This is a genomic window from Reticulibacter mediterranei (assembly GCF_016587455.1).
Genome location: NZ_BNJK01000001.1, coordinates 5,125,460 through 5,141,506, shown reverse-complemented (window position 1 = coordinate 5,141,506; position 16,047 = coordinate 5,125,460). Strand labels below are relative to the sequence as shown.

11 protein-coding genes are annotated in these 16,047 nt (G+C 53.1%); 3 read left to right on the top strand and 8 right to left on the bottom strand.

Going from position 1 to position 16,047, the window contains the following annotated elements; translation table 11 throughout:
- Window positions 1-22: 22 nt before the first annotated feature.
- The 4 genes from K3T83_RS22155 to K3T83_RS22140 all read right to left on the bottom strand — a co-directional run bounded on the left by K3T83_RS22155 (window position 23) and on the right by K3T83_RS22140 (window position 3,789).
- Entirely contained in the window at window positions 23-427 is a 405-nt protein-coding gene (locus K3T83_RS22155) for a PrgI family protein (RefSeq protein WP_220205113.1), read from the bottom strand.
- Window positions 428-554: 127 nt separating this feature from the next.
- Window positions 555-899 (bottom strand): hypothetical protein, encoded by a 345-nt coding sequence (locus K3T83_RS22150; protein WP_220205112.1) that lies wholly within the window; start codon window positions 897-899, stop codon window positions 555-557.
- 103 nt (window positions 900-1,002) lie between these two features.
- The gene (locus K3T83_RS22145; RefSeq protein ID WP_220205111.1) at window positions 1,003-2,301 is read right to left on the bottom strand and encodes a CHAP domain-containing protein; all 1,299 of its coding nucleotides are present in this window, start codon (window positions 2,299-2,301) and stop codon (window positions 1,003-1,005) included.
- 15 nt (window positions 2,302-2,316) lie between these two features.
- Window positions 2,317-3,789, bottom strand: coding sequence for a hypothetical protein (locus K3T83_RS22140; RefSeq protein WP_220205110.1), 1,473 nt, complete (start codon window positions 3,787-3,789; stop codon window positions 2,317-2,319).
- 546 nt (window positions 3,790-4,335) lie between these two features.
- Here K3T83_RS22140 and K3T83_RS22135 point away from each other — a divergent pair.
- The 3 genes from K3T83_RS22135 (at window position 4,336) to K3T83_RS22125 (ending at window position 9,563) form a co-directional block, all read left to right on the top strand.
- Window positions 4,336-4,980: a hypothetical protein gene (locus K3T83_RS22135; protein ID WP_220205109.1), complete on the top strand. Its 645-nt coding sequence runs from the start codon at window positions 4,336-4,338 to the stop codon at window positions 4,978-4,980.
- Between the two features lie 354 nt (window positions 4,981-5,334).
- Complete coding sequence (locus K3T83_RS22130; protein ID WP_220205108.1) at window positions 5,335-8,601, top strand: ATP-binding protein; 3,267 nt, start codon at window positions 5,335-5,337, stop codon at window positions 8,599-8,601.
- A 50-nt stretch (window positions 8,602-8,651) separates the two neighbouring features.
- Window positions 8,652-9,563 (top strand): hypothetical protein, encoded by a 912-nt coding sequence (locus K3T83_RS22125; protein WP_220205107.1) that lies wholly within the window; start codon window positions 8,652-8,654, stop codon window positions 9,561-9,563.
- Between the two features lie 171 nt (window positions 9,564-9,734).
- Here K3T83_RS22125 and K3T83_RS22120 read toward each other — a convergent pair whose 3' ends face one another.
- The 4 genes from K3T83_RS22120 to K3T83_RS22105 all read right to left on the bottom strand — a co-directional run bounded on the left by K3T83_RS22120 (window position 9,735) and on the right by K3T83_RS22105 (window position 15,857).
- Window positions 9,735-10,694 carry a hypothetical protein gene (locus tag K3T83_RS22120; protein ID WP_220205106.1) on the bottom strand — a complete coding sequence of 320 codons (960 nt, stop codon included), beginning with the start codon at window positions 10,692-10,694 and terminating at the stop codon, window positions 9,735-9,737.
- Between the two features lie 72 nt (window positions 10,695-10,766).
- On the bottom strand, window positions 10,767-11,090 hold the full coding sequence (locus K3T83_RS22115) for a helix-turn-helix domain-containing protein (RefSeq protein ID WP_220205105.1): 324 nt from the start codon (window positions 11,088-11,090) through the stop codon (window positions 10,767-10,769).
- 390 nt (window positions 11,091-11,480) lie between these two features.
- The gene (locus tag K3T83_RS22110; protein ID WP_268963472.1) at window positions 11,481-12,977 is read right to left on the bottom strand and encodes a helix-turn-helix domain-containing protein; all 1,497 of its coding nucleotides are present in this window, start codon (window positions 12,975-12,977) and stop codon (window positions 11,481-11,483) included.
- Window positions 12,978-13,016: 39 nt separating this feature from the next.
- Window positions 13,017-15,857, bottom strand: coding sequence for a tetratricopeptide repeat protein (locus K3T83_RS22105; RefSeq protein WP_220205103.1), 2,841 nt, complete (start codon window positions 15,855-15,857; stop codon window positions 13,017-13,019).
- Between the last annotated feature and the right edge of the window lie 190 nt (window positions 15,858-16,047).

Genomic DNA, 16,047 nt, shown 5'->3' with positions numbered 1-16,047 from the left:
CAATTGACTCCTGATCTATTCATCATCGTCTTTCATCATCGTCATCTTCTTCCCTGCGCCTCTGAACTGTTTCTCGTTCTTCCTCCTTATCCTGCGTTTCGGGCGACACTATTTCTTCCGTGGGCATATAAATGAAGACTTTAGGGATGAACAAGTAGAACACCCAGACGAGCGCCCATTCTTCCAGAGGCCGGGTCGCGATCTTGATAAAGGCAACAACCAGCGCCCCTGCCAAAAAGAGGGCCGCAACAATGAGTTTTAAGGCGTTGGTTAGAATGCTGCTACTGGCTAAGGAATTGGTAAGATTCTGCCACACCAGATATCCGAGCGTCAGGCCGATCGTGATGATAATCAGTTCGCGACCGGTACGACCAAAGACGATCGCGGGTCTCTGGTTAAGAAATGTTGGGAATTCTTCTTTCTTCATCACACTACTCGCTTTTCACCATCATCTCTTCATGGCCTCTTCCCTATATGAAAGGGTTGTGCATGAAGAGATGAGGTTGACAACACTTCCATTCTACGGCTCGCCATCTCTACCAACCAAGCTTCCTCTAGTGGAACATAGCACTCATGCCCGTAGATACAGTCGAGGCGATTAATACGATCACCAGACCGACGATAGCGGCGGCAATTGCCTGATTAGAGATTGCGACCTTGCGTTCGTTGCCAAAGGCAGTGGCACGCATCAGTCCACCAACGATGATACCGATTCCCGCAACACCTACGCCAAGGCCTTTCAAAATGTCTGTAAGATTGTTTATAAAGGTGGTCAGCATGCCACCTATGCCCCCAATATCAGCCAGTACAACAGGGACAAATATATGAGACCCGATTAATGCAAACATTGCGGTAACGCCATAACCGAGAATATAAACTAATGCTCCAACTGTAACCATTTTCCATTTCCTTTCATTTTTTCCGCAATCATTACATAATTGCGCCAGAATTCAAAACAATAACTAGGGAAGGTGTCGCGGAGATTATTGTTCTGCCATAGATTCAAGCTTTCTCGCCCAGGACTGCGCGGATGTAGTCTCTGGTGTGATGGTCCGCTTGCTGATGGTCAAGACAACTCAACCAACCAGCGGTTTTAACAGAACCACAGGTATTTACAGCATTGTCAACGACTGATGGCCCTGCGTTATAGGCTGCGAGTGCCATAGTATACGCGGCAAGCGTATCTTGAGCGGTTTGCACAAGTGGGTTCTGACGATAATGGTTGTAAAGTATTGACATGGTATAGGCTGCTGCTGGTAAGGCTTGCGCTGGCACGGTCGGGTCGATTCCAACGCCAGTGGGCAAACTGCCAACGCGCTGATCGCAATTCTGCGCGTTTTGCACAAAGTTGGTGACGCAGCGCGGGATGTTCCGCGCGATGTTCGCGGGCAATTGCGCAATGCCAATCCCTCCGCTAGAGCTGATCAGCGCGTGTCCCCGTGCATCGCTGATCTGAAAACCGCTTTGACAGATTTGCCGCAAAAAGTACTTCTCCGGCGTGCCATAATGGACCGCGACCTCCATTGCCAGCGCCGCCCATTGTTGCTGCGTCGGCGTTGCTTGCTGGCGCAGGCAGGGCGCGATCTCCTGCTGGCGAATAAGCCCCTGGAAGCGATAGCCGGACCAGACATCGACCTGCCCATTAGCATGCCAGGTCAACTGCTCGAACGCAGAAGGGGCATTGGCCTCGGCAACGGTGATCGAACCATCCTGGCCCTTTGCTGGCGCTTTCAGATCCACGATGATGGCGAGATGACCGGCACGGCCTCCGCTGGCTACCACGAGGTCGCCGAGCATGGGCGCACTCGTCTGTATCGCGCCGGGGGCAATCTCCTGCCAGCCCTCTTTGTGCTGGTAGAGATCCCAGAAGCGATTGGCGTCACCAACATAGGGTAGTTCATCGTCGATGGATGCGAACACTCCAGCCAGAAAGGTAACGCATTGCAAGTTGCCGCTTTTGGCCGCCTCACACAGCGAACCATCGGCATGCTGACAGGTGCGCTGCCAGTAGGCGTAAGCGGTCTTCATGGTTGCTGCGTCGGCATAGTACTGGTTGGCCTGCTTACCGTAAAGATTGCGCGCCATGATGATTGCTTCTGCCGCAATATACTGGCTCTGGGAACGAAAGCCCTGCTTTTTTTGCCTATCGACCCAGGTTGGCGATGAGACAGGCTGTGGTGCCACGCTCGATGTCGCCGTTGACTGTCTCGCCGCTGTGGACCCGCGTGCCGCCAGGAAGAGGACAAGGGCCAGCACCACTAACGCTAACAATATGGATGCTGCTACTTTCTGCTTCAGCATATCTCCTCCTTAGCTTTACGCCCCTCCCGGGCTGAAGGGCGCTTTATCGCGCAATATTGCCGCACCCAGAGCAGGGCCAGTCTCTCTAAGGATGGCAGTCGAGTTCGAGCTAAACAACGTCGGCACACGTAACATTAAAAGAAGAATTCCGTATCTTATGAAAAGCTCACCCATATCCCCCTGAGAGGGGGCATATGTATGATCGTATGCAGTCAACATCACCATGCCGACGCCCAGAGCAACAACTTGCGCGAACTGCGCAGCAAGCAAGGACAAAAACCCCAGAATCCATTGCCGCGCGAAGCCCTGACCAGTATGCCCCGGCATACCAGCAGCAATCACTGCCAGCGGACTCAGAATAATGTATACATTGATGAGCAGGATCCGCATGATGACCATCGCGGTGAGCGCCATCGTAAGGCCCAGAATGCAAAATGCTGACACATACTTAATCATGAAAGCGACCGATGTACCCACCAGGGCGGCCGCAATATATCCACCAAAATTGAAACCAAAGGCGGAAAGCGGCGCGATCGCCATCGCGATCATGATGGCTGCGCCACTATATGACAATGCGGTCAGATAACATCCCCAGAGGCTTAGCGGCATGACAATATTGGCAGGCCCTACCGAGGCACCTGCGTTGCTAAGGACTCCCTGGAATAGCTCGATCAGCGCATTCGCGCACGAGATAAGCTCTTCGGCCAGCGTCAGGCAGAGAGCAACAGCGATAACCGAGAATACCAGGCGCGGTAAGACCTCCAATAGTTCTCCAAAGCTCCAGCCACCACCACCACCCATAGCAATCCTGATTCCAATCATCATGATTACCAGAACGAGCAACGCCTCAGCCAGCGTCTGCAATACTTGTACAAAGCTTTTGATCGCTGTATTCTGGGTCGTCAGGTCCAGAGGAATATTGTATAGCCAGCCTCCGTTCCCTGTCAGAAGATCTCCTTCAACGCGCGTAGGATGGGTGGAGGGGTCGTCCTGCTTTCCATATTTTGACACTTGATTGCCCATATCCCCCATATCGGGGCAATCGGCAATATTGTACGTCGCTACTGCCACTCCCCCGTTGCCAGCACCCCGCACGTAGGATTGCTTCCCCGTTTTCTCATCAATCACCGCAGAGTTAAGCTCGCCTGGCCTGTCGTCAGGATACGCAGTCAGCGTAGAGTCAGCACTGGATTGCAAGGCTGATAGACGGTTGCCCTGGCCTATAATCGCGGTGTACTGCTGCAATTGCGGTATATCTGTAGCGGAACCGCTGCCTGCTGTCGCTCCGCTCTGTAATCCTGCCGCAGAAAGTACCATGATGAGCAAACCAGGAACGCTCAGTATAGTAAGCACGAGGGAGCGCAGGCGTTTGCGCCGAAAGGCTTTTCCGGTTTTGCGCTCTCCAGTCCGCTGGCTTTTCCTCTTGCTCAAATATGACCCGCAGCTTTTTGTAGCCTTCCGAGCATATTTCAAAAGACTGAGACCCATCTTTGTGTCTCCTTCAAACAAACCAAATTATCACCCTGTTGTATTTCATCAACACGTTGTTCACCAGGCTCACTCACTGTCATTTCTGACTGGCTACATCATATGTAACTGCTTTTATGATAGAGAAAAAGATCCGCGACAATCGAGGGACAAAGGGACAATCCTTTGACATTTTTCTCACAGATGAAAAAGTTCAGGCTGTCCCTTCATCACCCGATTTTTCCACTACGCTTACTGTATGCTTGAAGCAGGGAAAGGAGGCCGGATATGGCTGTGTTTAGAGCAATAACCAAATTAGTGAACAGAGGAGGAGAAGGGGGAGGGAAAAAGCTTCATAAGCGGCCTGAAGTGCATAGTGGTCGTAGTTCCGAATTTGGGCGGTCTGGTTCCGGGGGTGAACGCCAACCCACTCCTCTTGACGCCATAAGGTTGAGCGGCACTGAACTTTCTCAAATAGGAGAAGGAGAGCGTTCAGGGTCCCCTGCCAGCCTGGAGAAAGACGATTATTCTGACGTGATAAGAACACAATCTAATGAACGCACACGTATGGAAAAACAGGCTAGAGACACTAACACCCGCAATCCTTCTGGCTACGATGCCGGATCTGAGACCAGCAGCATCTACTCCAGTGCCAGATCTGATATCAGGAGTCTCACTGGTGATGACGACGTTCCTGACAATAGCAGTATACATAGTCATAGAAGTGAAGCATCGGAGGAGCAAGCGGGAGCTACCTCGCACGAACTTGTGCGACTAAGGCGACCGGGAGAAACCGATGATGACGCATCTGAGACTAGCAGCGTCTCTGAAATCAGTATCACCTTTGACCGCGAGGGCATTGTTTCTGAGACTAGCAGCATCTCTGAAATCAGTATCGACTTTGAGCGCGAGGGCCGCCGCGAATTTAGAGGAAGAACTGGCAATGGGAGCGAAGAATCGACGGAGGATGAAAGGCCCAGCGCGAGCGATTACTCGGAACACTTAAAGAAGAAGAAAGAACCAAACAAGCTTAGAAAAAATCAGGAGGATGCAGAAGAGAACGAGCGAAAGCTAAAAGAGTTCCTAAAAAAATCCTTAGAACTCTTCAGAGGAGATCCAAGTAGTCAACAAATGAACAATCTTATAATACCAATGGCGGCAGGCAGTCTGGAACAAGTCGAGAGCAAAATGGCTCCCAACCCCAGACTATAAGATCGGGTTACATACCAGACAAAACGGCCATCTGACCTCTTTTTCCTGCGCCTCCGCTGGACCGCAGAGGTATCTGTATGCCATCAAACCGGCCCTTTTCCTGCCGCCGCCTCATAGTATTCCTGCCAGCGCGCACAAAATCCCAACAAAATTGTCCCTCTATCCGACCAGGAGCATCCACCCTTTCGGCTAAGCTTATGTCAGGCATGGGTTATCCTGAAGATTGCCTCCTCCGTTTGATGCATCTCGTGTCTTCGCTGCTCGTGGTTGGACGAACGTGTGGAAACAGTTCGGGATAACTTATCCATATGGGCCGCAGGCGCAGGCGTTAAATTGGTACGAGAGGGAATATATATGGTTACTCCTGGTTTTGACGTTGAGTCCTTGAATGTCCTGGGGAAATTGATCAGCAGGCTGGAGCGTTTTCAACTGGAAGATGTGGTGCCACAGTCATTTTATCCTGCCGATCTGCTGGATGATAGCGGGCAGATATTTTTTCATATTCAAGGATTGGCAAATTTCTGGGGACGCCATATGCAAGGGGCGGATTTCAGTCAGTTTATGACCGATCTGGTGATTGCCAGCCACAATCAACAACAAGCTGAACTTACGATGATCATCATCGGTCAATCGCAGCGCATCCAGGTCTATCTTTCGCTTGGCGGGGAACACGCGACGCGAACGCTGCTCGAAGGGATCTTTCCCGGCATCGTCCTGGCTCCCGTAGAGGCCAATACGCTCACAAAGCTTCTGCCGCCGCATTTCCGCGACAGCGGCGTCATTACTGGTATCCCCAGTCACAAAGCATTTGGCCCCGACAAGGGGGGCGGTGATACGAACTCAACGCAAGTACCTCAGCCCAATTCGTCACCCATAGCGCAGAGCCAGCCTACACATAATCAGGCTCCCCTCGAACGGGTGATTCGCGGGATGTATGGCGCGCAATGGGCGTATATGATCCAGGCCCATCCGCGCCCACGCGTCAAAGTCGTTGAAGAGCGCATGAAAACCATCGATCTGCTGACCCAGATTACCAATCATTCAAAGGTCCAGCGCTCGTCCTCCAAACAAGCAAACATGCAGAAAACATTTGTCGATTCCGGCGGCACAAGCGAGTCCTATACCGCCGATATGATCAGCTATCGCGCACAATATTTAATCCGTCTGCTGGAAAAGCAGCTTGAGCGGCTGGATCAGGGGATGGCTGCCGGGCAATGGCTGGTGCGCACTTATTTTGGCGCGGGGAACAGAAATGATGTTCAGCGCCTCGGATCGCTGCTGCTCGGTGCGCTCTCGGGCAGCGATTCGCGCCCGGAACCGCTGCGTGCGACGCTGACAGAGCCGCAGGGGATTGCCCTGGAATCTTTTTATACTTTTCTGACTTCCGCTGAAGTGGGCGCGCTGTTGCAATTTCCCCGCGAAGAAGTACCCGGCTACGCCATTCACGACTATGTTTCCTTCGACGCCGATTTTCGCCACACCGATCAGGAACAACTCCCGTTGGGGAAGATTCTGCACAACGGCAAAGAAACAGACGAGCACTACAACATCGCCCTGGACGCACTCACCAAACACGCGGTCGTCATCGGCGTTACCGGTAGCGGCAAAACGACAACAGTGATGAATCTGCTCGACAAAGTGATTGATGCACAAAAACCATTTCTGGTAATTGAACCAGCCAAAACAGAATATCGCGCACTGCACAGCGCCTTCGCTGGGCGTGCGCAGATTCGCGTCTACACGCTGGGCAACGAAACCGTCGCACCCTTCCGCCTCAATCCCTTTGAGTTTGAGACCGACGATGAGCCGGGCAGCGCCTCCCTGCTGAGCCATATCGATTTCTTGAAGGCCGTTTTCAACGCCGCCTTCCCACTCTACGCGCCGATGCCTCAAGTGCTGGAGACCGCCCTGCACGAGATCTACGAGGATCGTGGCTGGGATCTTACCAATGGCATCAACATGCGCCTGCAAGATTGGTCGCAACGCCATATTTACCCGATTTTCCCAACACTGACGGATCTCTACTATAAAGTAGAAGAAGTGACGGTACGACTGAAGTATGACCATGAAGTGGAGAGCAACGTCAAAGCGGCTCTCAAATCGCGCATTGGCTCGCTGCGCATTGGCTCTAAAGGGCTGATGCTCGATACTGTGCGCGGCATTCCCTTGCAGACGCTGCTCTCGAAACCGACAATTCTGGAACTGGAAAATATCGGCAACGACGATGAGAAGACCTTTCTCATGGGCCTGTTTCTGGCGCGGCTCTATGAGCATCGCCGACTCCAGGCTGCAACGGGCCAGATCCAGCCCGGCCTGCAACATCTCATCGTCTTCGAGGAGGCACATCGTCTGCTGAAAAACACTTCGACGCAAGTCGATAGCGAATCGGCTAACCCGCGCGCTCAGGCCATCGAAGTCTTTACCAATATGCTCTCGGAGGTGCGTGCCTACGGCCAGGGCGTGCTGGTAGCGGAACAGATCCCCAGCAAACTCGCGCCCGACGTGCTCAAAAATACCAATATGAAAATTGTCCATCGTCTGATTGCCCAGGATGACCGCCAGAGTATCGGCCAGACGATGAATCTGAATATGGAGCAACTAACACACCTGGGCATACTCTTGCCGGGCATGGCGGCAATCTTCGCCGAAGGTGCCGATCATGCTTATCTGGTGCGCATGCAGAATTACAAACGCAACATCTCGCCGCTGACCGATAAAGCGCTCAAGAAAATGAGTCAGCAGTATATCTCGCTCAAACCCTTTCAAGCGATCATCGATATCAACGAGTATGGCATTCCCGGCACAGACAACGGCGGCCCCGATCCGGTCATCTATCACGCAACGAGTAAGGTGCTGGACAGCGAGAAGAGTAAATGGATCTGGTCGAATATTCTGCTGCGCTTGATTGCGAATCCAGTGCTGGTACTTGATAGCCTGCTACGCTTCTCGGAGGAAATCGAGGTCGATATGGCCTATCTGCCGCCAGATAAGCATGTCGCGGTACTGATTATGGCCCTGATTCGTGGCTGTGCTGAGGTGCTCCGGCAGCGCGGTGCCCAGTTTGGCTGGAGCTATAGTGAGGTCGAGGAAATGCGCATCCTTCTCACGCGTGGGCTGATCGCTTATGGGCGCGCATCTTTCAAGGTCTCTCATGGGGAAGACCCGGACGACCTTGAGGAGCGCGAGAAAGAGATGGAGGTTGTGGAAAGATCCTTTTTTCAGTTCTCTAAACGCTATAGGCAGGTGATGGAACGGCGTCAGGGGCCTTTCGCCGGTTGCAAATATTGTCCCGCCCGCTGCCTCTACCGCACAGATACCAAAAATCTGCTGATCGAAAAAAACGCCAAGTGGATACACGAAGAATTGACCAGCAGCGCGCACGAGAACTTGCAGGCGCGCTATCAGGCCACAGCAGACGCAGCCACCCATATAGCGAAGGTCTGGCTGGGCACCGAACCCGGTTCGCAACCAACGCTCCACGTTCTCGGTGTAGCCTACTGCGCTTTCCTGCATACCATCACCCGTTATGACTTTAGCGAGTACGAACAAATCCTTTTAGCTGACTCTGTAAAGGATCACTTTTTCCATGACTTGTATGACGACGACGAAGATGAGGATTGATACTCAAGGTAACAGGGAACGCCCCATAGGAAGAAAGAGAGGAGATACTTATGCCTGTCATAAAATGTCCGGCATGTGGCTGTCGCCACCTGCAAGCAGTCACGACCTGCCACAACTGCGGGCGGCCACTTGAGGCCGTGCCAGACCAACCAGTCGGTGCATCGGAAAATGCGCCCGTTTCCTCCAGTGATGATGGGGCAGAGACCAGGGGTGCGCAGGATGAGGATTCTATATCAGTGGAGCAAGAGCGGCCCGCTGGCCCCCCTCGCTCGCAGAGAGTGCCACAGATTGTCAAAGCGGGGGAGACGGGACGGGCGATCCGGCAGCGCGAGAACGATATCCAGCCATATGCGACCACACACGATGTCACCTTGCCCGACCCATTTACCAACTCGCGCTCCCAGGCGATAGGAAATGTACAGATCACGGACGAAAGCTGGCAACAAGATAAACTTCCCTGGTACTTTCTCGGAATGCGGCCCACGCTCGCCGGGGTAGTGATGCATATCGAGTCTAAGGAAGAGGTCTTTAACAATCCCGATATTATGGCATCGCTGGCGATGATACTTGTCGAGTTCATCTGGATTATGGTCAATGTCCAGCAGGAGCGCGAGAACGACCGGGTGGTTATGACGACGGTACGTATTCAGACGCTCCAGGGACAACTCAAAGATGCAAGACTGCGCGGCAATATGCGCGGTGCTGATATGGCTCTGGGGGATCGGGTCTCGTTCTGGGGGATCAAACGCCGGGGAGTACTCTTCGTCCGGCACGGCTTCAATCACACAGCACAGGGGGTGATCAGCACCAATGCAGTTAACCTGCTGCTGCCGGTGGTGCTTGCCGGCGCGGTCTTTGCGGTCCTGCTGGTCCTCGCGCCATCCTGGTTCCCGGCCATCATACACATATTCACCACCATTACCAGGGTATTCACCTTCATCTTCCAACATAACTCGCACTAAGTGACGCAAATCCCCTCTTCGTAGTCGAGCGATTATTGATGCATCCGGCAATTGAGACGGAGAGGACCACACGAATATGGTAGGGGCGACGGCTTGTCCTCGCCCGTATTTCCCCTATTACGTGTATTGTAAAAATGGCGAGGACAAGCCGTCGCCCCTACCATATTCGGATCACAACAGCCATTCCGCACCGGCTTCCTCTGGCTCCTCTTCTGGCAGGCGTAATCCCTCAATCGAGTGCTTCCAATCTTCAGCGACATCTACCAATTCGCCAATATTTCTGGTCGTTTGCAATACCTGAACTGTGGAGGCGTACAGGGATTGGGCGACGGTGTAGAGGTCGTTGATGCTGGCCTCGGTGGTCTCGACATTTTCTGAGAGGGCGTGCGATGTTTCCTCCAATGTATGAACTTGTTTCTGAGTATTTGCCATCAGTTGGGTCAGTAGCAGAGAGGCAGCAATGGCAGCGTCATCAGATGTACTCTCTGCATGGCTCTCACTGGATGACGGTTGTACGCTTCTTTCTTCTATATTTTCTTTATATTCTATATGCTCTTTATCTGCAAGTTGCTCTGTTAAAGATGATATTTTTTCTTTCATAGTTTTTGACAGCATATCTTCAAGTAATATCTTTTGCTGCAAGAAATATGATTCTTGCTCACGGCCCATCGCAGCACTGAGATGAAGCGTATGACTCAAACGTCGGGTAGAAGCAACGGCACTCTCTAGAGTGCCAACGACGTTGGCGATCTGACGAATCTGGTTTTCGGCGACCTGTGCCTCCGAGAAAGCATGTTCCAGGAGTATGTGCGAAGTCGAGATTGTTTGTTCCGCGCTATACATGGTCCAGCGTGAGAACAGGATCAGTTTCTCAATTAAGGCATTACAAATTTCCGCCAGCGCGCCCATATTCCCCTCTGGAACCGCCAGTTTGACACGCAAATCCCCCTCCAAAACCTGCGTCAGCTCTTTGATAAAGGTGTAGAACTGCGTATACAACCTATTCGTGTCTGTCCGACTGGCAACTTTGATGTTATTGACATTAAGAGCGTCAGTCCTGGGCAAAGACTTGCTACTATTCAGAGTGTCGGCCCTGATCTGACGCCGCATATCATTTGTGAGTGTATCCAAAATATGCTCCTTCCATTACATAGAAAGAAAGTGGATTGTTTTCCGTCACATAGTATTCACAACCATACGGCGTCACCAAATCTCTGGAAGCAGGACATAGCCATAGTTCAGCACACAATAGATATAGAGTCCCATCCCACGCAATTTAGCGCGCATCCGGTCAACATGTTTATCCATCATTAAGCGCACTTTTTCGTCGAGTGGGCAATCATACACGGCCAATGCCAGTTCCGCATAGGTAACTGGCATTCCCTGCCTTAACGGAAAAAGTAGCTGATATTCTGTAGCGGTTAGTTTGATGATTCGCCCTTGAATAATAATAGAATGCCGCTCACCATACCAGCGAATATCTCTTATTGATGTGAGTGTGTTTGTTTTTTCTTCTAAAAGTTGCAAGTTCATCTCTCCTCTGGTTAATGTCGTCTGCCGGTCATGACGGTCCTTCAACCTGTCTTCATCATGACACGGCAGCAAGGCTACATGCGCAATGCATGTGCAGTCTTGAGAGGCTAGCCATCACCGGTTCCGGTTGAACCTTCAGTGCTTTGCTGGGCGCGATCATAGAGCGCGAACAATACAAATCGAATAGCACTGCGTGTTTCTATACTTTTCATAATAATTTTCCTACTCTCCTTTGAAATAGATAGAAAACGGCATTTCATCTATTGGGTCATGTGGGTCGTAGATTCAGAGCAGATAATAGAAAAGTACTGCTTCCTTAAAAAGAAGAATACTTGATAGGAGTAAGTGATACAAGGGCAAAAACTATCAGGTAGATGACAAGTTTCACCGTAGCGTTTGCAGCCAGATGCGAGCGCTTTCCGTCAGCACGGCTTCAGGCTGCATCTGGAGGGTGGCGGCACCATCGAGTGCAGTGAGGATGTTTATTGTCTCGATCTCTAGCATTTCGCTATCCTGAATGTGGTTTTCGAGGAAGTTGAGCATATACAGGACCAGGCGGCGAAGAGCGGCAAGATCGGGCGGCTGATCGGCCCGCGCATAATCAACGATCGTCTGATGCAGAGTGTAGCGCTCCGCATTGCACGATTCCAGCAGGCCAGCATCCCACAATTCATCCAGAATCTCTGCCGGTTCCCCGCCAACGGCGAGAGCAACTTCTTCGCTAAAACTATTGGGCTTGGGGGCGAACAGGGCCAGGCGGCGCAACATGATCTGCGCCTGCGTGCTCAAGCGCTGGTCGCTCACAGCTATAGTGGCATGCAGCGAGATCGGGACGCCAGCAGGCAAATGCGGAGGGCGCTCTTGAACGGTAACAGGTATGCTCAGATGTAAGCGATGCCGGGTCTCGTGCAGACGTGTAAGTGCAGCCTGCACCCGTCGCGGCTGTCCTGTGAGATCTTGCAGCGCCAGATGTTTACCCATCAGTGTCAATGCCAGCGGCAAACGTCCAACTGCCCGCACAAGGGTACAGACGCTTTCCTTATCGTGTGTGACGAGACGAGGCACGTAGCGAGCAAGAAGTTTCAGGCATTCATCTTCAGGGATTTCGGGGACCATCAGCATATTTTCCTGGGAAAAGGCCAGCGCAACCTGCAACAGACGAGTCAGCAGCAGATGGGCGCAACGCGTTCCCCCGATCTGGAAAGCCAGGGCATCCTCGGCAGTCCAGGCATCATCGATGATGAGCAACATCGCGCGTGAGCCAATAAACGCCTGTAGCGTGCGCGCCCAGGTTTCATGGCTTTCACTATCCTCAAACTCATGTGGCCAGACGCGCAGCAGCGAACCCCAACGCGCCAGCTGGCTCACAACATTCGGCTGCGTCCCCAGTCCTACCCATAAAATACCATCCGGGAAACGCGCCTGAATCTGCTTGTCGATCGCCAGCGCCACCGCCAGGGATGTCTTGCCTACGCCCGGCAAGCCATACAGCGTCAGCCGCTCACCCTCTCGCAAACGCTCTTTTATCTGTTCTAGCAATTCGCTCCGCCCCAACAAATTCCCCCCACGCCCGAGCGCTTCGGGAATCATATTATCGATCAGATAGGAGGCTGATCTGGGAGATTGCGAGAACGACGGATCGCCCGCATGCTTTTCCATGCTTATAGTTTTCTCTCTTTCCTTACCATCCGGCTCCAGACCAAGCTCAAGGGCACTTTTACCAAACAAGGCACACAGTCGCTCGCGATAGTAGGGATAGGGCGTCGCCTGCCCTCTCTCCCAGCGAATAACGGTCCTGGTAGTAATTCCTAACGCTTCCGCAATTCTTGCCAGAGACCACCCACGCAACTCTCTTTCTGCTTTTAGCAAATTACCTGTCATATACTATGCTCACCAAATACAGTGTATCTTTCATAAAATTCATATCGAGTTTTTTGGAGGATAGAGCAGGCGAAGCAAGAAATCTCCAACCAGGCTCTTCTTGCGATGTCCCAGAGCCTCGAAGGTACGATAGCTCTGTTCTGCCAGAGTGCGGGCTTTTTCTCGCTCGCCCTGGTTGGCCGCGATACAGGCCAGGCCATACTGCGCATGCGCGGTGAGGATGCGATTGCCGCTGGGCGTGTCTGCCAGCATCTTCTGAAAGAAGTCCTGCGCCCGCGCGAAATCCCCCTGTTGTAAGTACAGTTCGCCCCAGGCCGCTAGCAAGCGGCAGGTTAATTGAGGATACCGGAGTTGACGCGCCAGGGTCAGACCCTCTTGAAGATACTTTTTGGCCTGGGCCAATTGACCCTGTTCTAGTGCAGCCGTCCCCAGATGCAGCAAAAGGTCGCTGATACGCTCCTGATGTCCCAGTTGCCGGGCCAGCGCCAATCCTTCAGAGTAGTACGTCAGCGCCTGCTCCTGGTGCCCCTGCTCCATGAAGACATCGCCCAGATTGAGCAGGAAAAGGCTGATGCGCTCTCGATGGCCTATCTCTCGCGCCAGTTCCAGCCCTTCGTTCAAAAAGGACCGAGCCTGCATGTCGTTGCCGCGCCGATTGATCACCACGCCCAGATTGAGTAAGAGCAGGCTGATGCGTTCTCGATGGCCCATCTCTCGCGCCAGTTCCAGCCCTTCGCGCAAGAACTTTTCAGCACGCGCATAATCCCCCCGCGCGTCAGCCAGCACCCCCAGGTTGGCATACAAGACGCAGATATGTTCGCGATGCCCCAACTGCTGCGCCAGTTCCAGCCCTTGCTGATAGTACTCTTCCGCTTGTGGATACTCTCCCAACTCGGTGGCGATAACGCCCAGGTTAATAAGCAAGCGACTGATCTGATCACGCTGATCGAGCTGCCGTGCCAGTTCCAGCCCTTGCTGATAATACTCACGCGCCTTGACATAATTGCCGCGATTCTTCGCCAGCACGCCCAGGCTTTTGAGCAGTGCGCTCATTTGCTCCTGCTTATTATGCTGACGCGCCAGCAGGAGTCCTTCCTGATAAAAGCGCTCGGATTGTGCGTAGTCTCCTAATTCGTGAGCGATATCGCCCTGGATTGTGAGTAGGCCAACAATCCTTTCCCGATCCTGTTGCTGCCGCGCTAGCAGGAGTCCTTCATCACTATAGGTTCGAGCCTGGGTATAATTCCCTTGCAGGTACGCCAGGGTGCTCAAGTGCTCCAGCGTCTGAATCCGATCCGCCGTTTGTCCGCTGCGCTCGACTGCGCTGAGGGTGCGTCGCAGGAGTTCTTCCGCGGCTGTATACCCCCCCCAGCGGAACAGGTTAGGTGTCAGGAGATGACTACAGCGAATCAGGAGTGTGTCCTGTTGCCGCTCCCAGGCGTTATCAAGCGCAGCGAGTAGGATAGCGCTCTCATGCTCCAGAGCCGCGCTATCGTTATGATGTTCTTCTATAAAACGCGCTCCGTAGCGGATCAGGCGCAGGGGCGCATCCTCGTTCGGTCCCAACGTGCGCGCATAATCGGCGATCAAAATATGGAGCGCGTAATAGTCGTTGGCCTGCTGCTCCAACAGGCCAGCGTCGCACAGGGTTGCAAGTACGTCTTCGCTCGTATCGGCAACGAAGAGAGCCGCCGCGCGCGACAACAACACGGGTCGCGCTGGTAGGATGGCAAGGGCACGCAAGGCGGCCCGTGCTGCTTCGGGAAGATGATAATCGCTTACGGCAATCACTGATTCGATGGACAACTTGGCCCCGGGCGGAATGGCAGAGAGAACCTCCAGCATCGGCTGGGGCACATGCAGTCGCAAACGCCGCTCGGCATTGCGCAGGTGGGACAGCGCAGTCTGCAAGCGCCGAGGCTGGTGCATAGCAGCACTGCTGCCCAGATACTTACTCATTAGCGAAAGAGCTAGCGGCAACCCGCCAACGGCACGCACCAGTTCGCGCGCAATCTCACCTTCCTGTTGCAGCACTTCGGGTACAAAGCGAGTAAGCAGTTTCACACCATCTTTGTCGTTCAGCTCAGGGATGCGAACGGCTTCGCTGGCATTCAGGTGTCGAGCCATTCGGGAGAAACGTGTGGTCAGCACATAGGTACACTCAGTGCCGCCAACCTGGAGTGCCTCAACTGCATCCGACTGCCAGACATCATCCAGCACCACCAGCAGTCGCATCTGCCCCAGGTTGCTCTGGAAAATCTCTCGCCACTCCTCCTGACGAATCGTGGTTTTATCGCGCGGGAGGGAGATGTTCAGCATATTGCTCCAACGCCGCAATATGCTGGAAATGTGTGGATTGACGCCCAGGCCCGCCCAGAGGATACCGTCGTAGAAATGTGCCTGGATTTCCGGCTGGTGCGCCAGGGCCACCGCCAGCACCGTCTTGCCTGCGCCCGGCAGCCCATAAAGTACCAGATTGCGTTGGTGTAGAAGCTGCTGCTGCAATGTTTGTAGTAGTTCCTCACGCCCAATCAGGCTATTCGCTCCTCGGGGAGGATTGGGCAAGAACGGATCAAAGGTTCTCTGTCCCATCCAGCTTGGATCGACCAGTAGAGAATCTGTCTCTTGCTCGTGGCGCATGCGTGGCAATGGCGTAGTATTGGGCAGGAGCAGAAAAGTGATATTCTCACCTCGTGCCTGCTCCTCTGCCCGATTATCCTGACTAAAGAGAGCCTGAAGCGCCTGGCAAAAAAAAGGCGAAGGCTGGGCCGTACCTTCTTCCCAGGCCGCAATCATGCTGGTCGTCGTCCCTAATGCTTCCGCAAGCATCGTCTGCGACCAGCCACGTTGCAGACGCGCAGTAGCGATATCCGCGTCCATTTCAAAAACACTCTCTTCTCAATAATCGCACCCAGGTAAACATATATAGCTGCCCCCATTATACCATAGCTGCGATACGCGCCTGAAGGGTGGCTGGAGCTTCACCCTCATCTGTCCTTCTCACGCGATCTATACTGCCTGATATCCTCTAATAAAGAGGATACAGCACTATAGGCAAAATAATAGTCGG

What these genes read in the sequence shown, in the direction of transcription:
- K3T83_RS22130 (WP_220205108.1), top strand. Translation starts at nt 5,335, where the DNA reads ATGGTTACTCCTGGTTTTGACGTTGAGTCCTTGAATGTCCTGGGGAAA.
- K3T83_RS22105 (WP_220205103.1), bottom strand. Translation starts at nt 15,857, where the DNA reads ATGGACGCGGATATCGCTACTGCGCGTCTGCAACGTGGCTGGTCGCAG.
- K3T83_RS22145 (WP_220205111.1), bottom strand. Translation starts at nt 2,301, where the DNA reads ATGCTGAAGCAGAAAGTAGCAGCATCCATATTGTTAGCGTTAGTGGTG.
- K3T83_RS22125 (WP_220205107.1), top strand. Translation starts at nt 8,652, where the DNA reads ATGCCTGTCATAAAATGTCCGGCATGTGGCTGTCGCCACCTGCAAGCA.
- K3T83_RS22150 (WP_220205112.1), bottom strand. Translation starts at nt 899, where the DNA reads ATGGTTACAGTTGGAGCATTAGTTTATATTCTCGGTTATGGCGTTACC.
- K3T83_RS22155 (WP_220205113.1), bottom strand. Translation starts at nt 427, where the DNA reads ATGAAGAAAGAAGAATTCCCAACATTTCTTAACCAGAGACCCGCGATC.
- K3T83_RS22135 (WP_220205109.1), top strand. Translation starts at nt 4,336, where the DNA reads ATGGAAAAACAGGCTAGAGACACTAACACCCGCAATCCTTCTGGCTAC.
- K3T83_RS22140 (WP_220205110.1), bottom strand. Translation starts at nt 3,789, where the DNA reads ATGGGTCTCAGTCTTTTGAAATATGCTCGGAAGGCTACAAAAAGCTGC.
- K3T83_RS22110 (WP_268963472.1), bottom strand. Translation starts at nt 12,977, where the DNA reads ATGACAGGTAATTTGCTAAAAGCAGAAAGAGAGTTGCGTGGGTGGTCT.